At 64.0% G+C, this 25,449-nt stretch carries 24 protein-coding genes; 13 read left to right on the top strand and 11 right to left on the bottom strand.

Annotation, left to right across the window (positions count from 1 at the left end):
* The 3 genes from LGQ10_RS17565 (at nucleotide 1) to LGQ10_RS17575 (ending at nucleotide 3,779) form a co-directional block, all read left to right on the top strand.
* On the top strand, nucleotides 1-1,809 hold the full coding sequence (locus LGQ10_RS17565) for a sensor histidine kinase (protein WP_058436161.1): 1,809 nt from the start codon (nucleotides 1-3) through the stop codon (nucleotides 1,807-1,809).
* A gap of 70 nt (nucleotides 1,810-1,879) precedes the next feature.
* Nucleotides 1,880-3,286 carry a sigma-54-dependent transcriptional regulator gene (locus LGQ10_RS17570; RefSeq protein WP_226522714.1) on the top strand — a complete coding sequence of 469 codons (1,407 nt, stop codon included), beginning with the start codon at nucleotides 1,880-1,882 and terminating at the stop codon, nucleotides 3,284-3,286.
* A 37-nt stretch (nucleotides 3,287-3,323) separates the two neighbouring features.
* Nucleotides 3,324-3,779 carry a YiiD C-terminal domain-containing protein gene (locus LGQ10_RS17575; RefSeq protein WP_058436876.1) on the top strand — a complete coding sequence of 152 codons (456 nt, stop codon included), beginning with the start codon at nucleotides 3,324-3,326 and terminating at the stop codon, nucleotides 3,777-3,779.
* Between the two features lie 229 nt (nucleotides 3,780-4,008).
* Here the strand turns inward: LGQ10_RS17575 and cysQ are convergent, their stop codons facing one another.
* Nucleotides 4,009-4,851, bottom strand: a complete 843-nt coding sequence (cysQ, locus tag LGQ10_RS17580) for a 3'(2'),5'-bisphosphate nucleotidase CysQ (RefSeq protein ID WP_226526152.1) — start codon at nucleotides 4,849-4,851, stop codon at nucleotides 4,009-4,011.
* Nucleotides 4,852-4,862: 11 nt separating this feature from the next.
* Complete coding sequence (nudE, locus tag LGQ10_RS17585) at nucleotides 4,863-5,429, bottom strand: ADP compounds hydrolase NudE (protein WP_058436878.1); 567 nt, start codon at nucleotides 5,427-5,429, stop codon at nucleotides 4,863-4,865.
* A 216-nt stretch (nucleotides 5,430-5,645) separates the two neighbouring features.
* On the opposite strand from nudE, the gene yrfG reads away from it, so the two are divergent.
* The gene (yrfG, locus tag LGQ10_RS17590) at nucleotides 5,646-6,314 is read left to right on the top strand and encodes a GMP/IMP nucleotidase (protein ID WP_226522715.1); all 669 of its coding nucleotides are present in this window, start codon (nucleotides 5,646-5,648) and stop codon (nucleotides 6,312-6,314) included.
* Between the two features lie 45 nt (nucleotides 6,315-6,359).
* Here yrfG and lysM read toward each other — a convergent pair whose 3' ends face one another.
* On the bottom strand, nucleotides 6,360-6,800 hold the full coding sequence (lysM, locus tag LGQ10_RS17595) for a peptidoglycan-binding protein LysM (RefSeq protein ID WP_226522716.1): 441 nt from the start codon (nucleotides 6,798-6,800) through the stop codon (nucleotides 6,360-6,362).
* A 135-nt stretch (nucleotides 6,801-6,935) separates the two neighbouring features.
* On the opposite strand from lysM, the gene LGQ10_RS17600 reads away from it, so the two are divergent.
* The 3 genes from LGQ10_RS17600 (at nucleotide 6,936) to LGQ10_RS17610 (ending at nucleotide 11,124) form a co-directional block, all read left to right on the top strand.
* On the top strand, nucleotides 6,936-7,823 hold the full coding sequence (locus LGQ10_RS17600) for a LysR family transcriptional regulator (protein WP_226522717.1): 888 nt from the start codon (nucleotides 6,936-6,938) through the stop codon (nucleotides 7,821-7,823).
* Between the two features lie 254 nt (nucleotides 7,824-8,077).
* The gene (locus LGQ10_RS17605; RefSeq protein WP_226522718.1) at nucleotides 8,078-10,426 is read left to right on the top strand and encodes an FdhF/YdeP family oxidoreductase; all 2,349 of its coding nucleotides are present in this window, start codon (nucleotides 8,078-8,080) and stop codon (nucleotides 10,424-10,426) included.
* Nucleotides 10,427-10,650: 224 nt separating this feature from the next.
* Nucleotides 10,651-11,124, top strand: coding sequence for a YMGG-like glycine zipper-containing protein (locus LGQ10_RS17610; RefSeq protein ID WP_058435776.1), 474 nt, complete (start codon nucleotides 10,651-10,653; stop codon nucleotides 11,122-11,124).
* Nucleotides 11,125-11,266: 142 nt separating this feature from the next.
* Here the strand turns inward: LGQ10_RS17610 and LGQ10_RS17615 are convergent, their stop codons facing one another.
* The 5 genes from LGQ10_RS17615 to LGQ10_RS17635 all read right to left on the bottom strand — a co-directional run bounded on the left by LGQ10_RS17615 (nucleotide 11,267) and on the right by LGQ10_RS17635 (nucleotide 17,520).
* Entirely contained in the window at nucleotides 11,267-11,701 is a 435-nt protein-coding gene (locus tag LGQ10_RS17615; protein ID WP_058435777.1) for an acyl-CoA thioesterase, read from the bottom strand.
* 55 nt (nucleotides 11,702-11,756) lie between these two features.
* A complete protein-coding gene (locus LGQ10_RS17620; protein WP_226522719.1) occupies nucleotides 11,757-12,983 on the bottom strand; it encodes a 3-hydroxyacyl-CoA dehydrogenase in 1,227 nt (408 codons plus the stop codon).
* 104 nt (nucleotides 12,984-13,087) lie between these two features.
* Entirely contained in the window at nucleotides 13,088-15,022 is a 1,935-nt protein-coding gene (locus tag LGQ10_RS17625) for an ATP-dependent DNA helicase RecQ (RefSeq protein WP_226522720.1), read from the bottom strand.
* A 137-nt stretch (nucleotides 15,023-15,159) separates the two neighbouring features.
* Nucleotides 15,160-16,290 carry a polysaccharide deacetylase family protein gene (locus LGQ10_RS17630; protein ID WP_226522721.1) on the bottom strand — a complete coding sequence of 377 codons (1,131 nt, stop codon included), beginning with the start codon at nucleotides 16,288-16,290 and terminating at the stop codon, nucleotides 15,160-15,162.
* 63 nt (nucleotides 16,291-16,353) lie between these two features.
* Nucleotides 16,354-17,520, bottom strand: a complete 1,167-nt coding sequence (locus tag LGQ10_RS17635) for a YfaP family protein (protein ID WP_226522722.1) — start codon at nucleotides 17,518-17,520, stop codon at nucleotides 16,354-16,356.
* 233 nt (nucleotides 17,521-17,753) lie between these two features.
* Here LGQ10_RS17635 and LGQ10_RS17640 point away from each other — a divergent pair, with 233 nt between their 5' ends.
* Both LGQ10_RS17640 and LGQ10_RS17645 read left to right on the top strand, forming a co-directional pair.
* Entirely contained in the window at nucleotides 17,754-18,107 is a 354-nt protein-coding gene (locus tag LGQ10_RS17640; protein WP_226522723.1) for a DUF1493 family protein, read from the top strand.
* A gap of 40 nt (nucleotides 18,108-18,147) precedes the next feature.
* Entirely contained in the window at nucleotides 18,148-19,002 is an 855-nt protein-coding gene (locus tag LGQ10_RS17645; protein ID WP_226526153.1) for a DMT family transporter, read from the top strand.
* A 110-nt stretch (nucleotides 19,003-19,112) separates the two neighbouring features.
* On the opposite strand, the gene LGQ10_RS17650 is transcribed toward LGQ10_RS17645, so the two are convergent.
* Nucleotides 19,113-20,654 (bottom strand): phosphoenolpyruvate carboxykinase, encoded by a 1,542-nt coding sequence (locus LGQ10_RS17650; RefSeq protein WP_058437465.1) that lies wholly within the window; start codon nucleotides 20,652-20,654, stop codon nucleotides 19,113-19,115.
* A gap of 182 nt (nucleotides 20,655-20,836) precedes the next feature.
* The gene (gene hslO, locus LGQ10_RS17655; protein WP_058437464.1) at nucleotides 20,837-21,739 is read right to left on the bottom strand and encodes an Hsp33 family molecular chaperone HslO; all 903 of its coding nucleotides are present in this window, start codon (nucleotides 21,737-21,739) and stop codon (nucleotides 20,837-20,839) included.
* A gap of 101 nt (nucleotides 21,740-21,840) precedes the next feature.
* Between hslO and LGQ10_RS17660 the strand changes: the two genes are divergently transcribed.
* A complete protein-coding gene (locus LGQ10_RS17660; protein WP_226522724.1) occupies nucleotides 21,841-22,653 on the top strand; it encodes a phosphatase PAP2 family protein in 813 nt (270 codons plus the stop codon).
* Between the two features lie 46 nt (nucleotides 22,654-22,699).
* On the opposite strand, the gene LGQ10_RS17665 is transcribed toward LGQ10_RS17660, so the two are convergent.
* Nucleotides 22,700-23,110: an RNA-binding S4 domain-containing protein gene (locus LGQ10_RS17665; RefSeq protein WP_058437506.1), complete on the bottom strand. Its 411-nt coding sequence runs from the start codon at nucleotides 23,108-23,110 to the stop codon at nucleotides 22,700-22,702.
* Nucleotides 23,111-23,225: 115 nt separating this feature from the next.
* Between LGQ10_RS17665 and LGQ10_RS17670 the strand changes: the two genes are divergently transcribed.
* From LGQ10_RS17670 to rimK, 3 genes are read left to right on the top strand one after another with little or no spacing between them, the layout of a single operon-like run.
* Entirely contained in the window at nucleotides 23,226-24,005 is a 780-nt protein-coding gene (locus LGQ10_RS17670; protein WP_226522725.1) for an EAL domain-containing protein, read from the top strand.
* 16 nt (nucleotides 24,006-24,021) lie between these two features.
* The gene (locus tag LGQ10_RS17675) at nucleotides 24,022-24,504 is read left to right on the top strand and encodes an ATP-dependent zinc protease (protein WP_226522726.1); all 483 of its coding nucleotides are present in this window, start codon (nucleotides 24,022-24,024) and stop codon (nucleotides 24,502-24,504) included.
* Nucleotides 24,501-25,406 carry a 30S ribosomal protein S6--L-glutamate ligase gene (gene rimK, locus LGQ10_RS17680; protein ID WP_007931744.1) on the top strand — a complete coding sequence of 302 codons (906 nt, stop codon included), beginning with the start codon at nucleotides 24,501-24,503 and terminating at the stop codon, nucleotides 25,404-25,406. The genes LGQ10_RS17675 and rimK overlap by 4 nt, the downstream gene beginning before the upstream one ends.
* Nucleotides 25,407-25,449: the final 43 nt, after the last annotated feature.

Consider the following 25,449-nt stretch of genomic DNA (forward strand, 5'->3'; position numbering starts at 1 on the left):
ATGACTGCACCCCTTCCCCGTCGCCCCCGCTGGCGCAGCCTGGCCTTGCTGGCCCTGTGCCTGGCACCGCTGCTATGGCCCCTGGAGCGCCTGGCGGAAAGCTACTACCGCAACGAGCTGGCCGGGCAGAACCGCCAGACCCTCGATCTCTACGTGGCCAACCTGCTGGGGACCCTGCATCGCTACGAGGTACTGCCACAGATCCTCGGCGATCTGCCGGCGTTGCGCGCGGTACTGGGCGCCCCCGACGACGGCGTGACCCAAGGCAACGCCAACCGCCTGCTGAGGAACATCAGCGCCCAGACCGGTGCCGAGGTCATGTACCTGATGGACACCAGCGGCAACACCCTGGCGGCCTCCAACTGGGACAAGCACGACAGTTTCGTTGGCCGCAACTTCGCCTTCCGCCCCTATTTCAGCGAGGCCATGGCCGGACGCCTGGGCCGCTTCTTCGGCCTGGGCACCACCTCGGCCAAGCGTGGCTACTTCTTCGCTGCCGCGGTGCGCGACGGTGAACGCATACTCGGGGTGATGGTGGTCAAGGTAGACCTGGACCACACCGAAAGGCTGTGGGGCAAGACCCCTGAGCAATTGCTGGTGACCGACCACAATGGCGTGGTGATCCTGACCTCGCGCCAGGAGTGGCGCTTTCGCGCAACCCGTGAGCTGAGCGAGCCGGAACGCCAGGCGATCATCGCCATCCAGCCTTACCCGACCCGCACTCCGCGTCCGCTGAACCTCAACCCGGGTGCCTGGCTGACCCAGACCCAGCAGATCGAGGAAACCGGCTGGAGCGTCAGCATCCTCGCCCCGCGCCCGCTGATCGATCGCCCGGTGCGGACCGTGGTGGCAGTCGGCGCCGCTGCGTTGCTGGTGCTGATGCTGCTGCTCGGATTGATGATGCAGCGGCGCCGGCATTACCTGGACCGAATCGCCTTCGAAGGCAAGGCCCGCAGAGAGCTGGAGATGCGCGTGGCCGAGCGCACCAGTGACCTGGAGAACCTCAACCGGCGCCTGAAACAGGAAGTGCTGGAGCGCGAAACCGCCCAGCAGGAATTGGTGCGCGCCCAGGATGACCTGGTCCAGGCCGGCAAGCTCTCGGCGCTGGGCACCATGTCCGCCAGCATCAGCCACGAGCTCAACCAGCCCCTGGCGGCGATCCGCAGCTACGCGGAGAACGCCGAGGTACTGCTGGACCATCAACGTACCGACGATGCCCGGGGCAATCTCAAGCTGATCAGCGAGCTGACCGGACGCATGGCCTCGATCATCACTCACCTGCGGGCCTTTGCCCGGCGCGATCACCACGCGCCGGAGAGCGTCGCCCTGCAACCGGCCCTGGACGATGCCCTGGCCCTGCTGGCCAAGCGTCGTCGAGCCATGGACGTGGAACTGATCCGCGACCTGCCGGCCGCCACCTTGTGGGTCGAGGCCGGGGAAACCCGCCTGCGCCAGGTGCTGGGCAACCTGCTGGCCAATGCCCTGGACGCCCTCACCGAAAAGGGTCCGCCACGCAAACTCTGGCTGAGTGCCGAATCCACCGCCACGGGCGTCAACCTGTACATCCGCGACAACGGCCCGGGCTTCTGCATGGAAGCCCTGGGCCGCGCCGGAGAACCGTTCTATACCACCAAGACACGAACCCAGGGCCTGGGCCTCGGGCTGGCAATCTGCGACACCCTGATGCGCGCGTTCGGCGGCGAGTTGTCGTTCGCCAACCACCGCGATGGCGGGGCGCTGATCACCCTGCGCCTGCGGGCCGGGGCGCCAGGCGTCAGTCCGCAACCCTCAGAGGATCGCGGGGTATGAAGCACTGCACGCCGACAATCCACGGGCTGGCCTGGCAAGGCCAGCCACGACACCTTCTGGAAAGCGACCGATGACCCGTCCCGACAGCCTCGACCCTCAGTTGCAAGTGGTGTTGATCGACGACGACCCGCACCTGCGCCAGGCCCTGAGCCAGACCCTGGACCTGGCCGGGCTCAAGGTGCTGTCCCTGGGGGATGCCCAGGGCCTGGCCGAGCGCCTGGAGCGGGACTGGCCCGGGGTGGTGGTCAGCGATATCCGCATGCCCGGCATCGATGGCATGGAGTTGCTGGTCCAGTTGCATGCCCAGGACCCGGAACTGCCGGTGTTGTTGATCACCGGCCATGGAGACGTGCCACTTGCCGTGCAGGCCATGCGCACCGGGGCCTATGACTTCCTGGAGAAACCCTTTGCCAGCGATGCCTTGCTGGACAGCGTGCGCCGGGCCCTGGCCTGGCGGCGCCTGGTGCTGGACAACCGCAGCCTGCGCCTGGCCTTGAGCGATCGCCAGGAACTGAGTGCCCGGTTGGTAGGCCAGTCGGCCCCCATGCTGCGCCTGCGCCAACAGATCGGGGCCCTGGCGGCAACCCGCGCCGATGTACTGATCCTGGGCGAAACCGGGGCCGGCAAGGAGGTGGTAGCTCGCGCCTTGCATGACCTGTCCGGTCGGCGCAACGGGCCATTCGTGGCGATCAATGCCGGCGCCCTGGCGGAGTCGGTGGTGGAAAGCGAACTGTTCGGCCACGAACCCGGAGCGTTCACCGGCGCCCAGAAGCGCCGCATCGGCAAGTTCGAATTCGCCAACGGCGGCACCCTGTTCCTTGATGAAATCGAAAGCATGAGCCTGGATGTCCAGGTCAAGCTGCTCCGCCTGCTCCAGGAACGAGTGGTGGAGCGCCTGGGGGGCAACCAGCTGATTCCCCTGGACATCCGCATCATCGCCGCGACCAAGGAAGATCTGCGCCAGGCCGCTGACCAGGGACGCTTTCGGGCTGACCTCTATTACCGCCTGAACGTGGCGCCACTGCGCATTGCCCCGCTGCGCGAACGGGGTGAGGACGTCCTGATGCTGTTCCAGCATTTTGCCGATGAAGCCAGCAGTCGCCATGGCCTGCCCGTCCAGGAACTGCAACCGGGGCACCGGGCCCTGCTGCTGCGCCATGACTGGCCGGGCAACGTGCGCGAGTTGCAGAATGTCGCCGAGCGCTTCGCCCTGGGCCTGGAACTGGCCCTGGACAATGGCGATCCTGGCCAGGCCCCAGTCATGGCTCCTCCCTTGGTCGCCGGGGGCCTGAGCGAGCAGGTCGAGTATTTCGAGAAATCGCTGATCGCTGCCGAAATGGCCCAGCCCCACAGCTCATTGCGCAGCCTCGCCGAAGCCCTGGGCATCCCGCGCAAGACCCTGCATGACAAGTTGCGCAAGCATGGCCTGAACTTCGCCGATAGCGCCTCGGGCCAGCCCGGCGACGAATCGGAATGAACCACGTCCACCCACCTGCTGCCCCCGAGGCCCCTGCATGAACCGCGACAGTCGATACCTGGAATCCATCCTTCATCACGACATACCCCTGACCCGGGAAATGGGCCTGAAGGTGCTCGACTGGCAGGGGCAGAAGCTGCGCCTGGAACTGCCCCTGGACGCCAACGTGAACCACAAGAGCACCATGTTCGGCGGCAGTCTCTACTGCGCCGCAGTGCTGGCCGGCTGGGGCTGGCTGCACTTGCGGCTCAAGGAAGAGGGCGTCGAGGATGGGCACATCGTCATCCAGGAAGGGCAGATCAGCTACCCGTTGCCGGTCACCGGCGACGCCCAGGCCATCTGCGCTGCCCCCGAGGCGAACGACTGGAAGAAATTCCTGGCGATGTACCGACGCTACGGCCGTGCCCGCCTGACCTTGCATACCCGGGTAGTGAATGCCGGCAGCGATGAGGACGCGGTGCTGTTCGCCGGCCAGTACGTGCTGCACCGCTGAAATCGGCATGCCCCTGGGCTTTACCCTAATGCCGTTCAGTTAAGCAAGGTGATCCCCTGTAGGAGCAGCCGGTCGACGCTCGATTGCTCGCGATGGTCGTTAACGGTAGCGCGTGTTTACTGGATAAACGCGGCGCTCTGAAGACCATCGCGGGCAAGCCTCGCTCCTACCATTTCCTTAACTGAACAGCATTACGGGGCTTTACCCGGGGTTCAGGCCGCCTGTGGTATCAGGGCTGCCCGTCCTGGGCGCCACAGAGTTCCAGCAACCTGGCCCGCCAAGGTGCCTTGGCGGGCAATGCCACGAAGAAATCGTTGAGCAGCGACTCCCTGGGCGGATAGCAGAACGGCGCCCCGGAAAGATCCAGCATCTCGCCCCCGGCGCCTTCGAGCACACCCTGGGCCGCCGCCGTATCCCATTGCGAAGTGGGTGCCAACCGCGGATAGCAATCCGCCGAACCTTCGGCCAGCAAGCAGAACTTCAACGAACTGCCGATATTGGCCAGTTTCAGCTCACCCAGGGAGGCACTCAGGCCACTGAGCAGACGCTCTTGCGCCGGGCTCGAATGGCGCCGGCTGGCCACCACGGTGAAGGCCTCGCCAGTCGCCGGCTGCTCGCGCACGGCGATCGCTTGCAGTGGCTGGCCACGCTCGGCACGCCAGGCGCCCAGGCCGGCGCCCCCCAGGTAGCAACGGCCATTGGTGGGCATCGCCACCACACCGAACACCACGCGCCCTTGCTCGATGAGGGCGATGTTGACGGTGAACTCCTCGCTACCGGCAATGAACTCCTTGGTACCGTCCAGCGGATCCACCAGCCACCAGCGCTGCCAACCAGCGCGAGTGGCCTGGGGAATGTCGGCGTCTTCCTCGGACAGCACCGGGATCTCCGGGGCCAGGGCCTTGAGGCCGGCGACGATCAGATGGTGGGCCGCGAGGTCGGCAGCCGTCACCGGCGAATCGTCAGCCTTGTGCTCGACCGCCACGTCCGCGCGCCAGAACGGCAGGATCGCCTCGCCGGCGCGCAGCGCCAGCTCCATCACCGGGGCCAGGAAAGGATGGGGAAGCGTCATCGATATCTCACTCATGCTTGAAACACCCCGCGCTGGCTCAGCAGATCGCGGGCCAGGTACAGCGCGGCCAGGGCCCGGCCTTCGCTGAACTGGGGATTCTGCGCCAGGCCCGACAGCTCCCGCAGGTTGATCTTGTCGACCCGCATCGGCTCCGGTTCATCACCTTCCAGACGCTCTTCATACAGGTCGGTGGCCAGCACCACCTGGATCTTCTGGCTCATGTAGCCCGGGGACAACGACAGCTCGGTCAGGTGTTCCAGTTGCCGTGCGCCAAACCCGGCTTCTTCCTTGAGTTCACGCTCGGCCGCCGCCAGGACATCCTCCCCCGGCTCGATCAGGCCCTTGGGCAGGGACAGTTCGTAGGCATCGGTGCCGCCGCAGTATTCCTCCACCAGCACCGCGTGCTCGGCATCGAGCATCGCCACGATCATCACTGCACCGTAGCCTGCACCCCGGCCCACCAGCCGCTCGTAGGTGCGTTCGGCACCATTGGCAAACCGCAGCTGCACCTGTTCGACACAGAACAGGCGACTGGAAGCGACGATCTCACGGGCAAGTACGGTGGGTTTCTGACGCATGGCGGGCTCCTTGACGATAGCGGGTTACTATACAGGCTGTTTTAAAGTGACTGGGTTGCAGATTGCGCCTGCGTGCCCTCTGCCCCGCACCTCTTGTTTACTGCATGTGACCGTCCTGCCGGGGACGGCGGATTCTTTCCAACGGGCGACCGGTCCCTGCCCCTGCACCCTGTCGACCTTGCCGGTCGGCTGCTTCCCTACCGCTGGAGATGTTCAATGGCCATGCTGCCCTGGCGCGATATCGATACCGTCCTGCTGGACATGGACGGCACCTTGCTGGACCTGCACTACGACAACCATTTCTGGCTGGAGCACCTGCCCCAGCGCTATGCCGAACTGCACGGGGTCAGCCGGGCCATGGCAGAGCTGGAACTGCGGCCGCTGTTCGAGCGTAACGCCGGCCGGTTGCAGTGGTATTGCCTGGACTTCTGGAGCACCGAGCTGAAACTGCCGGTACGCGAGCTGAAGCTGGAGACCGCCCACCTGATCGCCCTGCGCCCGGACGCCGACACGTTCCTCGCAGCACTGGGGGCGGCCGGCAAACGAGTGATCCTGATCACCAATGCCCACCGCGACTCCCTGTCATTGAAACTGGAACGGATCGAGCTGGCGCCCTATTTCGAACGCCTGATCAGCTCTCACGACTACGGTTTCCCCAAGGAGGCCCCGCAGTTCTGGGATGCCTTGCAAGCCGATATCCACTTCGATCCGGCCCGCAGCCTGTTCATCGACGATACCTTGCCAATCTTGCGCAGCGCCCGGGACTTCGGGGTCGCGCAATTGCTCGCGGTGCGCCAGCCAGACAGCCGCAAGGGGCCCAAGGACACGGCAGAGTTCGCGGCGGTAGGGGATTATCGGGAGTTGCTCGAGGGGCTGGACGAGTAACAGGCCCGCATCTGCGCGGGCCTGTACGAAGCGATTGCTATCCGATCACTCGGGGATACGCAGCACCTGGCCCGGGTAGATCTTGTCCGGGTGGGACAGCAGGGGCTTGTTGGCCTCGAAGATCTTGTTGTACTTGTTGGCATCGCCGTATTGCACCTTGGCGATGGCACTCAGGGTGTCACCCTTCTTCACCGTGACAAATACCGCCGAGACGGCAACCGGGCCGCTGACGGTGATCTGGTCTTCGACGCTGCCGACGCCGGCGATGTTGCCCAGGGCCAGGAGAATCTTTTCCTTCTCTTCCTGGCTCGACACTTCACCCTTGACGATGACCTTGTCGCCTTCCACCGTCGCCTGGACGTTGGGATTGCCCAGGCCGACCTTGGCGATATGCTCCTTGAGCTGTTCACTGGCGTTGGCGTTACCCGGGGTCAGCAGGTCGATCAGTTTCTCGCCGGCTTCCTTCACAAAGCTGAAAATGCTCATGTCGCACACTCCTTGGTTGATAGATCCAGATGCGAAAGACTAGACCAGTGCGGCCAAACGAGGTTCCCGACCGACCACTGACCAAGGTTCTGCGGGCACGGTAGAATCCCGGCCTTTTGTCGCGCCGGAGCGAAGATGGACATCAAGCAGCTGAAATTCCTCATCGCCCTCGACGAAACCCGCCACTTCGGCCAGGCCGCTGCCCGCTGCCACATCACCCAGCCGACCCTGTCGATGCGCCTGCGCAACCTCGAGGAAGAGCTCGACCTGCCACTGGTCAACCGCGGCCAGCGCTTCGAAGGCTTTACCGCACCCGGCGAGCGGGTCCTGGCCTGGGCCCGCACCGTGCTCACCGCCTACGACGGCTTGCTGGCCGAGGCCGCCGCCTGCCGGGGCAACCTGGTCGGCACCCTGCGCCTGGGCGTGGTGCCGCTGTCGAGTTTCGATCCGTTGCCGTTGATGCAGCGCTTGCATGCCGAACACCCGAACCTGCGCTTCGAGCTCTCGTCCCTTAGCTCGGAACAGATCCTCGAGCAACTGGCGAGCAATCGCCTGGACCTGGGCGTCTCTTACCTGGAACGCCTGGACAGCGAGCACTTCGACTCCCTGACCCTGGCCCAGACCCGCATGGGGTTGTTGTACGACCAGCGGCATTTCAGCTTCGGCGAACCGCCCCTGAGCTGGGAGGCGCTGACCGAACTGCCCCTGGGCCTGCTGACCAGCGGCATGCATTTTCGCCAGTCCATCGACCACAACTTCCATATTCGCGGACTCCATCCCAGGCCAGTGGTCCAGACCGACGCCGTCCATCAGTTGGTGCAGATGGTCCATGGCGGCCTGTGCTGCGCGGTGATGCCCCTGGACAGTGGCCTTGAGGCCATGACCGAGCACCTGCGCCTGCAACAGATCGAGGAGGCCCAGACCCTGGCCCGCCTGGGGCTGATCATGCGCCGCAGCGCCCCGCGCTCGGCCCTCGCCGAGGCCTGCTTCGCGCTGTATCGGAAATTGCTCGACGAGGCTTGATCGACGCCATCTATCAAAGGATCAGTACTAGCAATTAGACGCGACACAATGCCGCGCTTAGGCTTGCCTGCACTACCCCGCTGCCCCCGATGAACGCCCGTTGCCCGCCCTGCGCAGTGCCAGCCCCGCCACCATGCTCGCCCCTTGCGCATCCGCCAGACCCGGCAACGACCACGTCATCACAGCCCCAACCTTGTCCGCCTGCCGCATCGAAACGTACTGCGGCTCGACAGCCCCGCGATGGAGAGTCGCCCGTGAGTACACATAACCAAGCCGATCAGAAACCCGTGGCCCGCTACAAGCCCTACAAGGGGCCGGCCGGTGGCTGGGGCGCCCTGATCAGCGTGGCCCAGGCCTGGCTGACCAGCGACAACGCCCTGAAGAACTTGCGCATGATGCTCAAGACCAACCAGAACGGCGGTTTCGACTGTCCGGGCTGCGCCTGGGGCGACTCGCCGGAAAGCGGCATGGTCAAGTTCTGCGAGAACGGCGCCAAGGCGGTGAACTGGGAAGCCACCAAGCGCCGGGTCGACGGCGCCTTCTTCGCCAGGCACAGCGTGACCTCCCTGCTGGAGCAGAGCGACTACTGGCTCGAGTACCAGGGCCGGCTGACCGAGCCGATGAGCTACGACGCCGAGACCGACCGCTATCGACCCATCAGCTGGGAAGATGCCTTCAGCCTGATCGCCCGGCACCTGCTGAACCTGCCAAGCCCGGACATGGCCGAGTTCTACACCTCGGGCCGGGCCAGCAACGAGGCGGCCTATCTCTACCAGTTGTTCGTGCGTGCCTACGGCACCAACAACTTCCCCGACTGTTCGAACATGTGCCACGAAGCCAGTGGCGTGGCGCTGGCGCAGAGCGTCGGGGTCGGCAAGGGCACGGTGACCTTCGACGACTTCGAACACTCGGACGCAATCTTCGTCTGGGGCCAGAACCCCGGCACCAACCACCCGCGGATGCTCGAACCACTGCGTGAAGCGGTGAAGCGTGGTGCCCAGGTGGTGTGCGTCAACCCGTTGAAAGAGCGTGGCCTGGAACGCTTCCAGCACCCGCAGAATCCCCTCGAGATGCTCACCAACGGCAACCGTCCGACCAACACGGCCTATTTGCGCCCAGCCCTGGGCGGCGACATGGCGTTGCTGCGCGGCATGGCCAAGTTCCTCCTGCAATGGGAACGCGACGCCCAGAAGGCTGGCACCGAAGCGGTGTTCGACCACGACTTCCTCAACACCCATACCGCCCAGGTGCTGGAGTACCTGGGGGTCATCGACGACACCCCATGGGAGCACATCGTCGAGCAGTCCGGCCTGACCCTGGTGGAGATCGAGCAGGCGGCGCGCATGTACGCCAAGGGCAAGAACGTGATCATGTGCTGGGCCATGGGCATCACCCAGCACCGCCACTCGGTGGCGACCATCCAGGAAATCGCCAACCTGATGCTGCTGCGCGGCAACATCGGCCGGCCCGGTGCCGGCCTGTGCCCGGTACGCGGCCACAGCAACGTGCAGGGCGATCGCACCATGGGCATCAACGAACGTCCGCCGGTGGCCTTCCTCGATGCCCTGGAGCGACGCTTCCAGTTCAAGGTGCCCAGGGACAACGGCCACAACGTGGTCGAGGCGATCCACGCCATGCTCGAAGGGCGCTCCAAGGTGTTCATCGGCCTGGGCGGCAATTTCGCCCAGGCCACCCCGGACAGCGAGCGCACCTTCCAGGCCCTGCGCAACTGCGACCTTACCGTGCAGATCAGTACCAAGCTCAACCGCAGCCACCTGGCCCACGGCAAGAACGCCCTGATCCTGCCGTGCCTGGGTCGTACCGATATCGACCTGCAGGCCGGCGGTCCGCAGGCGGTAACCGTGGAGGACTCCTTCAGCATGGTCCACGCCTCCAACGGCCAGTTGCAGCCGCTGTCGGTGCATATGCGCTCCGAGCCCTGGATCCTGGCGGGCATCGCCTCGGCCACACTGGGCAACCGCCCGGTGGACTGGAGCTGGCTGGCAGCCGACTACGGACGCATCCGCGACCTGATCGCCGACACCATCCCGGGCTTCAAGGAATTCAACGAGCGACTCAAGCACCCGGGCGGCTTCTACCTGGGCAACACGGCCGGCGCTCGCCAGTGGAGCACCTCCTCGGGCCGCGCCAACTTCCGCGCCAATCTGCTGCCCAGGGACTTGATCGACGAACGCACCCGGGCCAGCGGCCAGTTGCCGGATCTGATCCTGCAGTCGATGCGCTCCCACGATCAGTACAACACCACCATCTACGGCCTCGATGATCGCTATCGCGGGGTCAAGGGCCAGCGCGATGTGCTGTTCGCCAACGAGGCGGACATCATCCGCCTGGGCTTCAAGCCCGGGCAGAAGGCCGACATCGTGTCGTTGTGGAACGATGGCCGCGAGCGGCGGGTCAAGGGCTTCACGCTGCTGGCCTTCGACGTCCCCGCGGGCCAGGCCGCCGCCTACTATCCGGAGGTCAACCCACTGGTGCCGCTGGAAAGCACCGGCGACGGCAGCCACACCCCGACCTCCAAGTTCATCGCCATCCGCCTGGAACCCGCCAGCGACAATGGCCTGATCATGGCCCGCTCGGCCTGATCCCTCGGCGATTGCACCACAGGAACTCCAGGCATGAAAAAGGCCGCCCTGCATGCAAGGGCGGCCTGTCCGAAGTAGCTGTAGACCCACTAAAGCCAGTTAAGTTCCCGATTAAAAACAATAAGTTACGGGATTGTGTACAATTCGTGCTATTCGTCGGATTTCGTTTGTAAGCGCCGCGGCACAGCCTCAGGATCGCGCCGTCATCCCTTTGAGGCTCATGTATGAAGTTCTCCTCGATTCTCTTGTTGTCCCTTGGCCTGGTCAGCGGCGTCGCCTCTGCCGGAGGCACCACTGAAGCAGGTGTGGGCGGCGCATTGGGCGGGGTTCTAGGCTCGGTGGTCGGTCAGCAGATCGGTGGCAATACCGGATCGGCCATCGGCGCGGCCTTGGGCGGCGCAGGCGGCAGTGCGGTCGGTGCGGACAAGCGCAGCCGCGGCCAGGCAGCCATTGGCGGCGCCCTTGGCGCTGCAGGCGGCAACGTGGTGGGCCGCAGCATGGGCGGCAACACGGGCAGCCTGATCGGCGCAGCAGCAGGTGGCGGCGCCGGCGGTGCACTGGGCAACTACATGGGCAATGAGAGCGCCCGCGAAGACCGCGACTACCGCCGTGATCGCGACCGCCGCTACTACCGCGACGGCCACCGTGGCCGTGGCCATGCCTACGGGCATCGCAAGCATCGTCATTATCGCGACTGACTGTCGCCGCTGCCGCAGGCAACGAACGAGGCCGCAGGACTCGCCAGGCAGGCGCAACGGTGTATCAGTTGCACCGTTGATTGCGCTCTAGCGTCTCCTGCGCAGACGATCGCAGCCTGGCAGCAGCTAAAGGCTCCAACGTTCACACCACCAGCAACTGCTCCAGCGCCGCCCGCAATGCGGGCGGAATCGCTACCGGCTGGTTGGATGCCCGGTCCACGAACACATGGACGAAGCGTCCTGCCGCGCACGGCTCTCCCTCTCCCAGCTTGAACACCGCCAACTCATACTGCACCGAGCTGTTGCCCAGTTTGCCGACCCGCAGACCCACCTCGATGCATTCGGGAAAGGCGATGGAAGCAAAGTAGTCGCAGGCCGAACTGACCACGAAACCCACCACCTCGCCATCGTGGATATCCAGACCGCCCTGTTCGATCAGGTAGGTGTTCACTGCCGTATCAAAGAAGCTGTAGTAGGTGACGTTGTTCACATGGCCATAGGCGTCATTGTCGTGCCAGCGGGTGGTGATCGGCTGGAAATGACGGTAGTCGCCGCGTTGCGGCACAGGTTCGGACATCAGGGCTGTCTCCCATGGGCTGAAGATTGATCGCCGGGCATTTCACCCCAGGCGACTAAACCTGGGCAAACCCTTTTCCGGCGGCGGCCAGCTCCTCGATCAGTTTCGCGGGCCGCCAATGGCCGCCCAGCCCGGCTTGCAGCTCCAGCAACCGGCGGCGGACCTGCTCCAGGCCCTGGCTGTCGGCCCAGCTCATCGGCCCGCCCCGCTCCCTGGGGAAGCCATAACCGTTGAGGTAGACCAGGTCGATGTCATGGGCCGAGCCGGCAATGCCCTCCTGGAGGATCTTCGCGCCCTCGTTGACCAGGGCCAGCAGGCAGCGTTCGAGGATTTCCCCAGGACCGATGTCACGGCGCAGGTAGCCCAGGCCCTCACTGACCTGCTGCACCAGCGCATCGACCTCCAGGTCGTGCTCGGCCTGCCGGCTGCCGGGCTCGTAGTGGTAGTAGCCGTTGCCGCTTTTCTGACCGAAACGCCCCAGCTCGCACAAGCGATTGTCGACCTGGACCTCTGGCACATCCTGGCCGATGCCACTCAGTTGCCGCGCGCGCCAGCCCAGGTCGACACCCACCACGTCGTACATGCGAAACGGCCCCATGGCAAAACCGAAGGCCTGCAGAGCACCATCCACCTGATAGGGAAAGGCTCCTTCGAGCAGCATCTTGCGGGCCTCGTGCACATAGGTGTTGAGCATGCGATTGCCAATGAAACCGAAGCAGTTGCCAGCCACCACGCTGACCTTGCCCATGCGCTGACCCAGTGCCAGTGCCGCATCCAGTACCGCGGGCGCGGTCTTGGCCGCGCGTACCACTTCCAGCAGTTTCATGATGTGCGCAGGACTGAAGAAGTGCAGGCCCAACACCTGGGGAGCGCGCCGGGTAACCGCAGCAATGGCGTCGATATCCAGGGCAGAAGTGTTGCTGGCCAGGATCGCCGACGGCTTGAGCGTGTCATCCAGCTGACGAAAGATCTGCTGCTTGAGCTCGAGATTCTCATACACGGCCTCGATCACCAGGTCCGCATCGGCCAGCTGTGGATAACCTGGCGCGACGCCGATCCGTGCCAGGCGTGCGTCGGCTTCGGCCTGCTCGAGGCGCCCCTGGCGCACGTGGTGAGCATAGGTTTCGGCCACCGCCGCCAGCGCCTGCTGGAGCATCTGTGGATTGTTGTCCAGCCACAACACCGGCAGGCCGGCGTTGGCCAGGCACATGACGATGCCACGGCCCATGGTGCCGGCACCGATCACTGCGGCGCGCTGAATATCGAAGGCTGTCTGGCTCATGTCGACTCTCTGGTGGTGGATCCCAAGACAGCCACCACCATAGTCAGGCGAACATCATTTTTGAAATTTATTCCTGTGATGCGCAACATTCAGCAAATGGATTTTCACTCGGGCAAATGGGCCGTGCACCACTCCCGCACGGCGCCATAGGGATACTCCTCCAGCGCCGCAAAACCGGCGATGCTCCTGGCCTTGAGCTTGGTGAACAACGGCACGCTGATGCCACACAGGAAACGCGTCAGGCGTTCTGCCCCGGGCACATCGCCGGTGTGCTGCTGGTGCCTGTGGATAAAATTGCCGCACAGCCCCTCGAAATTTTTATCCACAAGTGCCGGCAGCCCCGGCGGCGCGGGCAGCTGCGCCACCTGGCCCCGGCAGACCGAACAATGCCCACAGTGCCGGGGGGCCTGCTGGTCGCCGAAGTACTGCGCCAGGCGATACCCCAGGCACTGCTCGCTGGCGAACAGTTCGAGCATGGCGTGGATCCGCCTGACCTCGCCGGCCTCGTGGCAGGTGAAGTAGGCATGCAGCTCGGCACTCAGCGCCACTGGGTCGAAATCGCTCTGCAACAGGCTGTAGACCTCGGTCATCTGTTTGCTTTCCAGTTCCACCCAGCCTTTTTCCTGGAGGTAGTCCAGGGCCTTGACCACCCGCTGGCGCGGCGCCTGGCAGTGGGTATGGAGCGCGTCGAAATCCACCGTGGCCCAGGTCCTGGCCCGGCTCGAAGTGTGGAGGATGGCCTCGACGAAGTCCCGCCGCTCACCCTCGAAACGCGCCAGCAGGTCCGCCGGCTCCTGCAGCAACTTGAAACGGTACTCGGCGAAGTAGGCATAACGCGGGGCGATCAGGCCTCGCAGCTCCAGCTGCACAAGCAGGGTCTTGAGGGGCAACTGGCGGATATTGCTCTGGTCCGCCAGGGGCCCCAGCAGCAATTCCCACTGCCCCTGGGGCGCCGACGCCAGCAGCTCGTCCAGCACACAGCGGATTCCGCTCAGCTCCGGCGTATCCCCGTATACGAAGTTCTCCAGCACGTTGAGACTGTCGCGGTTGGCCAGCACCAGGCAGTCCGAGGGCTGGCCATCGCGCCCGGCGCGGCCGATTTCCTGGCTGTAGTTCTCGATCGATTTGGGCAGGTCGAAGTGCACCACGTTGCGAATGTCGCTCTTGTCGATGCCCATGCCAAAGGCAATGGTAGCGACGATGCACTGGCTGTTGCCCGTCATGAAGTTTCGCTGGATCGACTCGCGCCGCTCGTGGGGCAAACCGGCGTGATAGGCCTGGGCAGCGATCCCGTGCTGCCCCAGGTATTCGGCGATCTGCTCGGCGGTCTTTTGCAGGGTGACGTAGACGATGCTCGGCTGGCCGATCCGCTCGCCCAGCCACTGCACCAGGCGCCGACGCTTATCGACACCCGCCACCGGTTCCACCAGCAGGTTGAGGTTGGGCCGATAGAAACCCGTGGTCACCACATCCTGCTGGGCAATGGCGAACTTGGCCTGCATATCGGCAATCACCTTGGGCGTGGCCGTGGCCGTCAGCAGCAGGGCCTGGGGAATGCGGAACTGGCGCTGGTAGTCGGGCAACTTGAGGTAGTCGGGCCGGAAGTTGTGGCCCCATTCGGAAATGCAGTGGGCCTCGTCCACCACCAGCAAGGAAATGGGCACCTGCTGCAGGAAGTTGCGAAAGCGCTCGTTCTTCAGGCGCTCCACCGAGATCATGAGGATCTTAAGCTCACCGGAACGAGCCCTGGCCATGACCTGGTTGGCCTCATCGCGGCCCTGGGCCGAGTCGATGCTAGCGGCGGCAATGCCGTGCCGTTGCAGAAAGGCCAGCTGGTCCTGCATCAGCGCCAGGAGCGGCGAGACCACCAGGGTCAGGTGCGGAAGCAGCAAGGCCGGCAGCTGGTAGCACAAGGACTTGCCGGAGCCGGTGGGAAAGATCGCCGCCGCCGAGCGCCCGGCCAGCACCGCGCTGACCGTGGCCTCCTGGCCCGGGCGAAAACCTGGATAACCGAAGACCTGTTCGAGAGTACTGTGCATGGGGTCACTCCTTTGACCGCTGACCATGCCTGAGACTAGCGCGGCAGGTCGGCGGATCGGGAAAAGGTCATGGGCAAAAGCGCTACCGGATGATACCGGCACACCGTGGCGGTGGCCGGTCCATCGACCAGGGGCGGCTAGCGCAGGCTGCGGCAGTCCAGCCATTGCACGCCATTGTGCAGATTTTCCTGGAACAACACCGGCAAGGCCTGGGCCGCCTTGGGATGGACGTCATGGAACAGGATGATGCCGCGCCGCCACAGCAGCATCAGCGTCTGCACCCGCTGGGCGGCAGCCTGCGCACTGACCTTCTTGCTCCAGTCCTGGGAGTCGATGTTCCACAGCATCAGTTGCAGGCCGTGCCCCTTGAGAAAGGCGGCTGTGTCGCTGCGACGTTGCCCATAAGGTGGACGAAACAGCGGCAGGTACTCCCCTTCCAGACTACGCCCCGCCAGGCTGGCGCTGTTGACCAGCGAACCTTGCCACTGGCTCCAGGACGCATGGGATTTGTGCTCCCAACCATGCAGGCCCACGCACTGGCCGTCGTAGAGCTCTCGCACCTGGCCCGCCGAAGACGGGTCCAGGCGTGCCTGCAACGCGGTTCCCAGGACGAAGAACAGGCCATGCAGGTCATGGGCCCGCAGTACCGTCACCAGCTCGTCGCTATGGCCGCCACGGGGGCTCGGCCCATCGTCGAAGGTCAGCAGGAACTGCCGATCCGCCAGCTCGTCCCCCAGCTTCTCTGCCGGATCCATTCGCTGGATCTCGCTGCTGACCGTGGGGAACAACGCTGCCAGCCGTAGTTGCTCCTGCAGGTACTGCTGGTGGAAGCGGGCGCTGGCCTTCGCCCAGGCGTCATAGGTGGCCTTGCTCTCGCCGGTGAAACCCGCCACCAGCTGGCGCAGTTCGGCAAGGTTGCGCACGGGTTGGCAGAACGGCGCGGTGCCACAGTCGCGACTGGCCATCTGGTAGTTGACCAGCAGCAACGCCCAAAAACGCTGGCGTACCTGATTGACGGACTTGAGGTCCAGCTGCCTCACACCGAGTCGCTGCTTCAAGGCCCCCTCGTCGAGGTTTTCGCTGGCCAGCAGGGCCTTGCCGAACATCAGGATTTCAGCCCGGGAGGCCGTGTCGAATTCTTCCGTGCTGGCCAGGGGAGTCGGCCAGCCACTGCGATCGATGGTGGCGAACACCAGTGGACCTGCCGCCTGGGCCAGGCCGCTGGACAGGCACAACGCCAGCAACCAGGGGAAAACAAGAATTCGCATATCAACCTCCATGAATGCACAGCGCCCCTGCCGGCGCGCTGTGCAACAACATCTAGCCTGGGATCAGCGCTGCTGCAGCCGCTCTATCGCCTGGTCGTACACCGGGTTGGCCTTTTGCTCACGGGCCTGACGGTAATTTTCCAGTGCCATGGCGAACTGCCCGGCCTCCTCGAAGACCCGGCCCATGTCGTAGTAGGCACTGGCACGAATGGTCGCCGCCGCCGGCCCGCTGGCCAGGGCAATGGCCTGGCGATCGGCGAGTATGGCCTCATCCGGCCGGTTGTTCTTGCGATAGGCCAGGGCCAGGTTGCTGTAGGCCTGGGCATAACCCGGGTCCATCTCGATGGCCTGCTTGTAATAGATCCCAGCGCCACCGAAATCGCCTCTGCGGTAATACTCCTCGCCCTTGCGATTGAGGGTTTTGGCATCCACCGGGCCGGCATCCTTGGCCACCACTTCGTCGATGGGCCGGGTACCGTCCAGCAGGGGATCGAAGCTGATCATGATGGGTTCCGGACCCCGGTTTTCCTGCAGGACGCGGTCGATATCCTGCAATTGCCCGGCTGCGCTCAGGCGAAACACTACCCACAGATTACCCTGGCGATTCTCCGGTACCCGATAGCTGCGAATCAGCGACGGACCTTTGTAGACATGGACCCACGCCCGGCTGCGCCCCAGGTGCAGCGACTCGGGGTTGTTGCCATTGGTGAAGTCGTGCACGGCGAACACATAGGCGTCCCCGGGCACTGGCTCGTCGATGGTGATGGTTTCCGGCCCGCCACTGTCGGTGCTGTCCACATCCAACCGGGCCCCCTGGCCCTTGCCGGTGCCGAAATACAGCAGCTTGTGCGGGTAGGCCAGGTAGGTATCCAGGTCCTGTCCCGGTGCGCTCCAGCTCAGCACTATTCGCAGGCTTCGCGGATCTTGCAGCACCGGGCTCATGGCCAGGCCAAGCCCCTGGCACGGGCATTTGACTCGCAGGTCGGCGTAGCCCTGCTTGCGCAGCAGCAATTCGCCGGCCGCACCCTCGGCGTCCTCCAGGACCGCTCGCCCTTGGGCGTCGGTACGCCCCGAGACCTGGCTCTTGTCCTGCTGCAACTGCACCTGGACATCAGCCAGCGGCGAATCCTTGACCACCGCGTCCAGCACCTGGATCGACAACGCCTGGGCCTGCGCCGCACCCATCGCCATTCCTAGCCACAACACCGCCGCCAGGCGAAAAAAAGCCATAACAAAATCCCTGTAACCGAAGGTGATGGCAGCTCGATTCCAGCCCGCCAGCCAGCGGCGCACCATACACATTTTTGCCCGTCAATGCTCGGCCCAAGGCAGGAAAATGGCGCGCAATGGGACACAGTCGAACCTTTGCAAAAACTGGCCAGAAGACGGTCCCGGGGCTTGAAAAACCCCCACCGGATCGCCTTACACTCCCCCCCCTTCCAAGAGCTGCCGCGAACGTGACCATGCACCTGGCCCCCGGCTTTCCCGACGACGCCCCCATGCGCCAGCTGATGCAGCTGCTGCATGAAGAAATCGGCCTGCCCGAACGCAAGACCCTGCACCTGGCGACCGCGATCAACCTCGACCTGGGTTGCGACGGTGCCGATGCCCGACACCTGCTGCTGGCCCTGGAGGAGCAGTTCGACCTCGATTTTTTCGACTTCGACAGCTATCGCTACTTCCAGCCCGAAGGTTTCGATCCGTTTCTCAAGCGCCGCGCCAAGGGCCGCAGCGACAAACTGCCGTTGACCATCGGCATGCTGTACCAGGCGATCAGGCTGCGCCGCTGGGATACCCGGGAACTGGAAAGCCTCTAGGACGTACAACAAAAACAAGGAAGAAACCGTGGATGTAATGATGGGGCTGCTCGCCGCCTTGCTCTGGGGCGGCACTGATTTTCTCGTGGGGCTCAACGTTCGCGCGGTGGGGGTAAAACGTGCGGTGTTCTTCAGCCAGACCCTCGGGTTCACGCTGATGAGCCTGCTGCTGGTGGTCTTTCCCGCCTTCCTGTTCAAGGCCGTGGCTGCGCCGCCGGAGGTCTGGCTGATGGGCGTGGTCGCCGCGGCGTTCACCGTCTCCGGCGCCCTGGCCCTGGGCAAGGCCTTCGCCCTGGGCAAGGCGTCCATCGTCGCACCGCTGGTGACCTCCTACGGTGTGGTCACCACGTTGCTGTCCTGGGCCAGCGGCGAGCAGATCAGCCTGATCCAGCTGTCCTGCATCCTGCTGTGCGTGGTCGGCGTGGTCCTCACTGGCCTGCACTCGGACCCCAAGCTGCCCCACAGCACCGCAGCAGGTCGCTCGATCTTCTACGCCCTGCTGTCGGCCTTCCTCTATGGCACCAGCTTCTGGCTGCAGGGCCGCTACACCCTGCCCCAGCTGGGGCCCATCAGCATGCTCTGGCTCGGCTACATGGTGGGCAGCGCGACCATGCTGCTGATGGTGCTGAAAATCCCGGATGGGCTGAAGCTTCCGCCACCGAAGAACTGCGGCATCCTGGCCTCTACCAGCCTGATGAACCTTGGCGCCTTCTTCGCCTTTTCCTGGGGCGCCATGGCCGGCTCGGTGTCGGTGGTGACAGTGATCAGTACCCTGTCCGGCGGCATCGCCGCGGTGCTGGGTTATGTGTTCTTCAAGGAACGCCTGAGCGCGGTGCAGGTGACGGGCGTGGTGCTGGTACTGCTGGGCGCGCTGGCGCTGCATTTGAAGGGTTGAGGCTCGGGCTCGAACCAGATAACGGGCCTGGGCCCGGGTCGATGGCATCCCGGCTCGTCGCGCACAAAAAAGCCGCCCCGAAGGGCGGCTTTTTCATGGCAGGTCGAGGCTTACAGCTTCGGACCGGCAGCCTTGATGGCGTCGCTCACGTCGAACTTCTTGAAGTTCTCGATGAACAGGCCGGCCAGGGCCTTGGCGGCTTCGTCGTAGGCGGCCTTGTCAGTCCAGGTGTTGCGTGGGTTGAGCAGCTCGGTGTCGACGCCCGGAACGGTCTTTGGAACGTCCAGGTTGATGATGTCCAGGTGCTCGGTCTCGGCACCCACCAGCGCGCCGCTCTGGATCGCTGCGATCACGCCACGGGTGGTTGGGATGTTGAAGCGCTTGCCGACACCGTAGCCACCGCCGGTCCAGCCGGTGTTGACCAGGTAGACCTTGGAGCCGAAACCGTTGATGCGCTTGATCAGCAGCTCGGCGTATTCGCCGGCTGGACGCGGGAAGAACGGGGCGCCGAAGCAGGTGGAGAAGGTCGACTTGATGCCGCCGCCCGAGCCCATTTCGGTGGAACCGACCAGCGCGGTGTAGCCGGACAGGAAGTGGTAGGCCGCCTGCTCGTTGTTCAGGATCGACACCGGAGGCAGTACGCCGGTCAGGTCGCAGGTCAGGAAGATCACCGCGTTGGGCTCGCCACCCAGGTTCTGCTCGGAGCGCTTCTCGACGTGCTCCAGCGGGTAGGCGGCGCGGGTGTTCTGGGTCAGGCTGGCATCGGCGTAGTCGGCCTGCTTGGCGTCGTCCAGGACGACGTTTTCCAGCACAACGCCGTGCTTGATGGCTTTCCAGATGACCGGCTCGTTCTTCTCGGACAGGTCGATGCATTTGGCGTAGCAGCCGCCTTCCATGTTGAACACGACGCCTTCGCCCCAGCCGTGCTCGTCGTCACCGATCAGGTAACGGCTTTCGTCGGCCGACAGGGTGGTCTTGCCGGTACCGGACAGGCCGAAGAACAGGGTCACATCGCCTTCTTCGCCGATGTTGGCGGCGCAGTGCATCGGCAGCACATCGACAGCCGGCAGCAGGAAGTTCTGCACCGAGAACATGGCTTTCTTCATTTCACCGGCGTAGCGCATGCCGGCGATCAGCACTTTCTTCTGGGCGAAGTTGAGGATGACGCAACCGTCGGAATTGGTGCCGTCACGCTCTGGCACGCACTCGAAATTGGCAACGTTGAGGATCTGCCACTCTTGGCGACCGGCCGGGTTGTACTGCTCCGGGGTGATGAACAGGCACCGGCCGAACAGGTTCTGCCAGGCGGTCTGGGTGGTCATCTTGACGGCCAGGTAGTGGTCGGCGGCAGCCCCTACGTGAACGTAGGAAACGAAGTGTTCCTGAGCGTTGTTGAACGCCTCGACGCGAGCCCACAGGGCATCGAACTTGTCGGCTGGGAACTTGCGGTTGATCGGGCCCCAGGCGATCGCATCCTGGGTGGAAGGCTCCTCGACGATGAAACGGTCTGCCGGCGAACGGCCGGTGCGGTGACCGGTCTTGACCGTCAGCGCGCCAGTATCGGCCAATTCGCCTTCACCGCGGGACAGCGCTTCTTTTACCAGCTCATCGACGCTCAGGTCGGTGTACACGGTGTTGTTGGCTTGCGTCATGAGGTTCCCCGTCGTCGGCCAGCGGCCGAGTGCTCCAAACGTTTTGTAGTAGAAACTCGCGCACTACTACCGCGAAAAAAGTGCGCCGGATTATGCCAGAAAAGCCCAAAAAAAGTAGGGTCCTCCCGTCAGCACGGCGTAATTCCGGCGTTTACCAGGTGATTTACCTTCGCTGAAACGTTTTAGTGACGAGTATCTGACGGTGAGTCAACGCCCGCACCGGCAAACAATTGCGCGATGTCCGCCGCATCGAACAGATAGCGTTCGTTGCAGAACTGGCAGTCGATTTCGATGCTGCCGCCATGCTCCACCACCAGTTGCTGGGCATCTTCCAACCCCAGGCTGACCAGGGCATTGCCCGAGCGCTCGCGCGAGCAGCTGCAGCGGAAACGCAGCGGCTGGACATCGAACAGGCGCACGGCTTCTTCGTGGTACAGGCGATGGAGCACGGTTTCGTTGTCCAGGCTAAGCAGTTCATCGGCGGTCAGGGTGCTGGCCAGGGCGGTGAGGTGCTGCCAGTTGGCCTCGCGCTCCTCGGGATCGCGCAGGCGGTCGGCCGGCAATTGCTGCAACAGCAGGCCACGGGCATTGCGGCCATCGGCATACAACCAGAAACGGGTGCCGGTCTGCTGCGACATGACGAAATAGTTGGTGAAGCACTCGGCGAGGGTGGCGCCGTCCAGGTCGACAATGCCCTGGTAACGCTGGCCTTGGGCCGGGTCCACGGTCAGGGCCAGGACACCATTGGGCATCAGGTCGGCCAGGGTCGCGTCAGGGGCGATCTGCGCCGCGTCATAACGGGCCAGGCCGCGAATCTCGCGCTCGCTGGAGCACTCGATCATCAGCAGTGGCACCGGACCTTCGGAGCGCGCCTGGAGAATCAGCAAGCCATCGAACTTGAGGGTGCCGACCAGCAACGACGCCGCCGCCATCAGTTCGCCCAGCAGCTGCGCCACCGGCTCGGGATAGGCGTGCTTGGCGAGGACTTCGGCATAACTGCGCTCCAGCGAGACCAGCTCGCCGCGGGCGTCGCTCTCGTCAAAAATGAAGCGTTGAGTGAAGTCGGTATCCGGCAAATCAGTCATAGGTCTGGGCATCTGAAAGGTGACAAAAAGGTTACAAGCACCGAAAATTGCGTTTTTTTGCACCATGAAGGTGCAGTTTTTGCGGTGATTGGAGATATTTTATGAACAATCCGGGTTTGTTCCAAGCAAGGTGGAACCTCGGCAAGCTGGTTCTGTGCAATGTACTCCCTTTGGCCCTGCTGGGTTTCTGGTTGTGGCCCACCGGGCAAATGCTCTGCACGATGTTCGACGAGTGGCTGTTCCGCCTGCTCAACACTCCCCTTGCCACCCATACCACCTGGCTGCACCTGTGGGCCGTGGCCAGCCTGCGGCCATTCGACATCGTGGTGGGTCTGATCATGCTCGGCCTGCTGATCCGCGGCGACTGGGTATTCCAGGCCGTGGATGTACGCCGCGCCTTCTTCGGCTTCCTGTCGATCCTGATCCTGATGGTGGTGATTCGCGCGCTGTTTTCCAAGCTGGTGGCCGTGATGAACTGGCAACACAACAGTCCATCCATGGTGCTCGAAGGCGCCGTGCACATGAGCGACTACTTCCCGGGCTGGGAAAAGACTTGGGAAATCAAGGATCGCTCCAGCCAGAGCTTTCCGGGCGATCACGCCTCGGTGCTGCTGATCTGGGGCCTGTTCATGGGCCTCTTCAGCCGCACTGTCGGCCAGTTCCTGGTGGTGTGGGGGCTGACCCTGCTGTTCATGCTGCCACGCCTGGTGGCGGGTGCGCACTGGGGCCAGGACGACTACATCGGTGGCGTGCTGCTCGCCGTACTGGCCCTGGGCTGGGGCTTCTACACCCCTTATGCGGCGCGGATGTCGAACGTCCTGCTGCGCCTGACCCAGCCACTGTTCAACCTGATAGGCCGCATGCCAGTCCTGTCGCGCATGAGCGTAGTCCGCGCCAGCAGCCAGCTGCGCTAAGCAGACCGGCAGGAGCCGGCTTGCCGGCAAGCCGGCTCCTGCGGCTTCATTCGTGGTTGCTGCCGTGGAACTTGAACAGGTCCCGGCGCTGCTTCTTGCTCGGTTTGCCGTCGGTGCTCACCCCAAGGGCGCCAGCCTTGCGCTGGGCCGCAGCGGTTTCACGCTTGGCGATACTGGCCTCGGTTTCCGCGTAGAGTGCTTGCGCCTCGGGCGCGCCACGGCGGACGATGGACAGGGCCTGGACCACCACCGTGCGTTCGTCGAAGCCGGTGCGAATCTCATACTCATCGCCGATCCGAGGCTCCTTGCCCGGCTTGCAGCGCTCGCCACGGTGGTGCACCTTGCCGCTTTCGATGGCCCCCTTGGCCAGAGCCCGGGTCTTGTAGAAACGTGCTGCCCAGAGCCATTTGTCCAGACGGACCTTGTCCTCTTCTTCCTGTTCCTGCTTGTGCGCCACTGAAATTCCCCTAACTGAAAAATGTCGCAACGGTACCGCTTGCAAGCGGGCTCTCATAAACCCTGCCGCTCACCTAAAATAACCCAGGTTGCGCCCTGATACGCGAGGAGTCCCCGTGACTGACTTTCCCACTTCCCTGACCTCGCCCGGCAACCGCTGCGAAGGTTGCCAGCAAAGCCAGCCACTGGGCTTCGATTTTTCCTTCGCCTATCAGCCCATAGTCGATCTGCGAGACCGCTCGGTCTTTGCCCATGAGGCCCTGGTACGCGGGGTCAATGGCGAAGGGGCAGGCACCGTGCTGGAGCAGGTCGACGACAGCAATCGCTACCGTTTCGACCAGCGCTGCCGCACCCAGGCGATCACCCTCGCCGCCCAACTGGGCATGCAAAGCCACCTGTCGATCAACTTCATGCCCAACGCCGTGTACCGGCCGGAGCTGTGCATCCGCAGCACCCTGGAGGCGGCCCGGGCCCAGTGTTTCCCCCTGGAGCGGCTGATTTTCGAAACCCTGGAAAGCCAGCACGTAGATAACTATCGCCATTTGACCAATATTCTGCGTGAATACCGCGAATTCGGCTTCAAGACCGCCATCGACGACTTCGGCTCGGGGTACTCGGGGCTGAACCTGCTGGCGGATTTCCAACCCGACCTGATCAAGCTCGACATGGCGCTGGTGCGTGATGTCGACCAGGATCGCGTACGCCAGGCGATCATCCGCGCGATTGTCACAATGTGTGCGGAGTTGGGGGTTACAGTCATCGCCGAGGGCATTGAAAGCGCCGGTGAACGGGACTTTCTCAGCGACTGTGGAATTTATCTGATGCAGGGTTACTGGTTCGCCAGACCTGCATTCAAAGCCCTGGCCGACGTTCCGGCCTCGGCCTGGAACAGCTAATTGCGGATTTCCCTTATTGAAGACTTTTGACCATTTGACCGTTGTCGGTCTGCGCGAGTGGGTGGCGCTTCCGGATCTGGGAGTCGCCGGCCTGCGCGCCAAGATCGATACCGGCGCCAGCACCTCCAGCCTGCATGCCACCGAGATCGAGCCCTTCGAGCGCAACGGCGAGCAATGGGTGCGTTTCAATGCCCACCTGGGTAGCGTGGTGCAGTTGCGCCACCGACGTTGCGAAGCGCCACTGGTGGCGATGAAGACCATCAAGAGTTCCAACGGCCAGGCCCAGGTCCGCTACGTGATCAGCACCACCCTGGCCCTGGGCGATCACCTATGGCGGGTGGAGTTCACCCTCGCCTGCCGCAAGGCCATGCGCTATCGCCTGCTGCTGGGTTCCAAGGCCCTGATCGACGGCCAGTTGGTGGTCAATCCGGGCCTCAAGTATGTACAAGACAAGCCGGTGTTCCCGGTATCCACTACCTCTGCCACAGGTGTTGCATGAAGATCGCTGTGCTGTCGCGTAACCCGCGTCTGTATTCCACTCGCCGCCTGGTCGAGGCCGGCACCGAGCGTGGCCATGAAATGGTAGTGGTCGACACCCTGCGTGCCTACATGAACATCGCCAGCCACAAGCCGCAGATCCACTACCGCGGCAAACCCCTGGAGGGGTTCGATGCAGTGATCCCGCGGATCGGCGCCTCGGTGACGTTCTATGGCTGTGCGGTGCTGCGCCAGTTCGAAATGATGGGGGTGTTCCCCCTCAACGAATCGGTGGCCATCGCCCGCTCCCGGGACAAGCTGCGCTCGCTGCAGTTGCTGTCGCGGCGTGGCATCGGCCTGCCGGTGACCGGCTTCGCCCACTCCCCGGACGACATCCCCGACCTGATCGAAATGGTCAACGGCGCCCCGCTGGTGATCAAGGTGCTGGAAGGCACCCAGGGCATCGGCGTGGTGCTGTGCGAAACCGCCACCGCCGCGGAGTCGGTGATCGAAGCGTTCATGGGCCTGAAGCAGAACATCATGGTCCAGGAGTACATCAAGGAGGCCGGCGGTGCCGATATCCGCTGCTTCGTGGTGGGTGACAAGGTGATCGCGGCGATGAAGCGTCAGGCCAAGCCGGGTGAGTTCCGCTCCAACCTGCATCGTGGCGGCAGCGCCAGCCTGATCAAGATCACCCCCGAAGAACGCATGACCGCATTGCGGGCCGCCAAGGTCATGGGCCTGAGTGTGGCCGGGGTGGACATCCTGCGTTCCAATCACGGACCGCTGGTGATGGAGGTCAATTCCTCGCCGGGCCTGGAAGGCATCGAGACCACCACCGGCAAGAACGTGGCGGGGATCATCATCGAACACATCGAGAAGAACGGCGGGCCGAACATGACCCGCACTAAAGGCAAAGGATAAGAGCAGCTGCAAGCGGCAAGTGAGAAGCGAGTGGGCTTTTCAC

This window comes from Pseudomonas sp. L5B5 (assembly GCF_020520285.1).
Lineage (GTDB): Bacteria > Pseudomonadota > Gammaproteobacteria > Pseudomonadales > Pseudomonadaceae > Aquipseudomonas.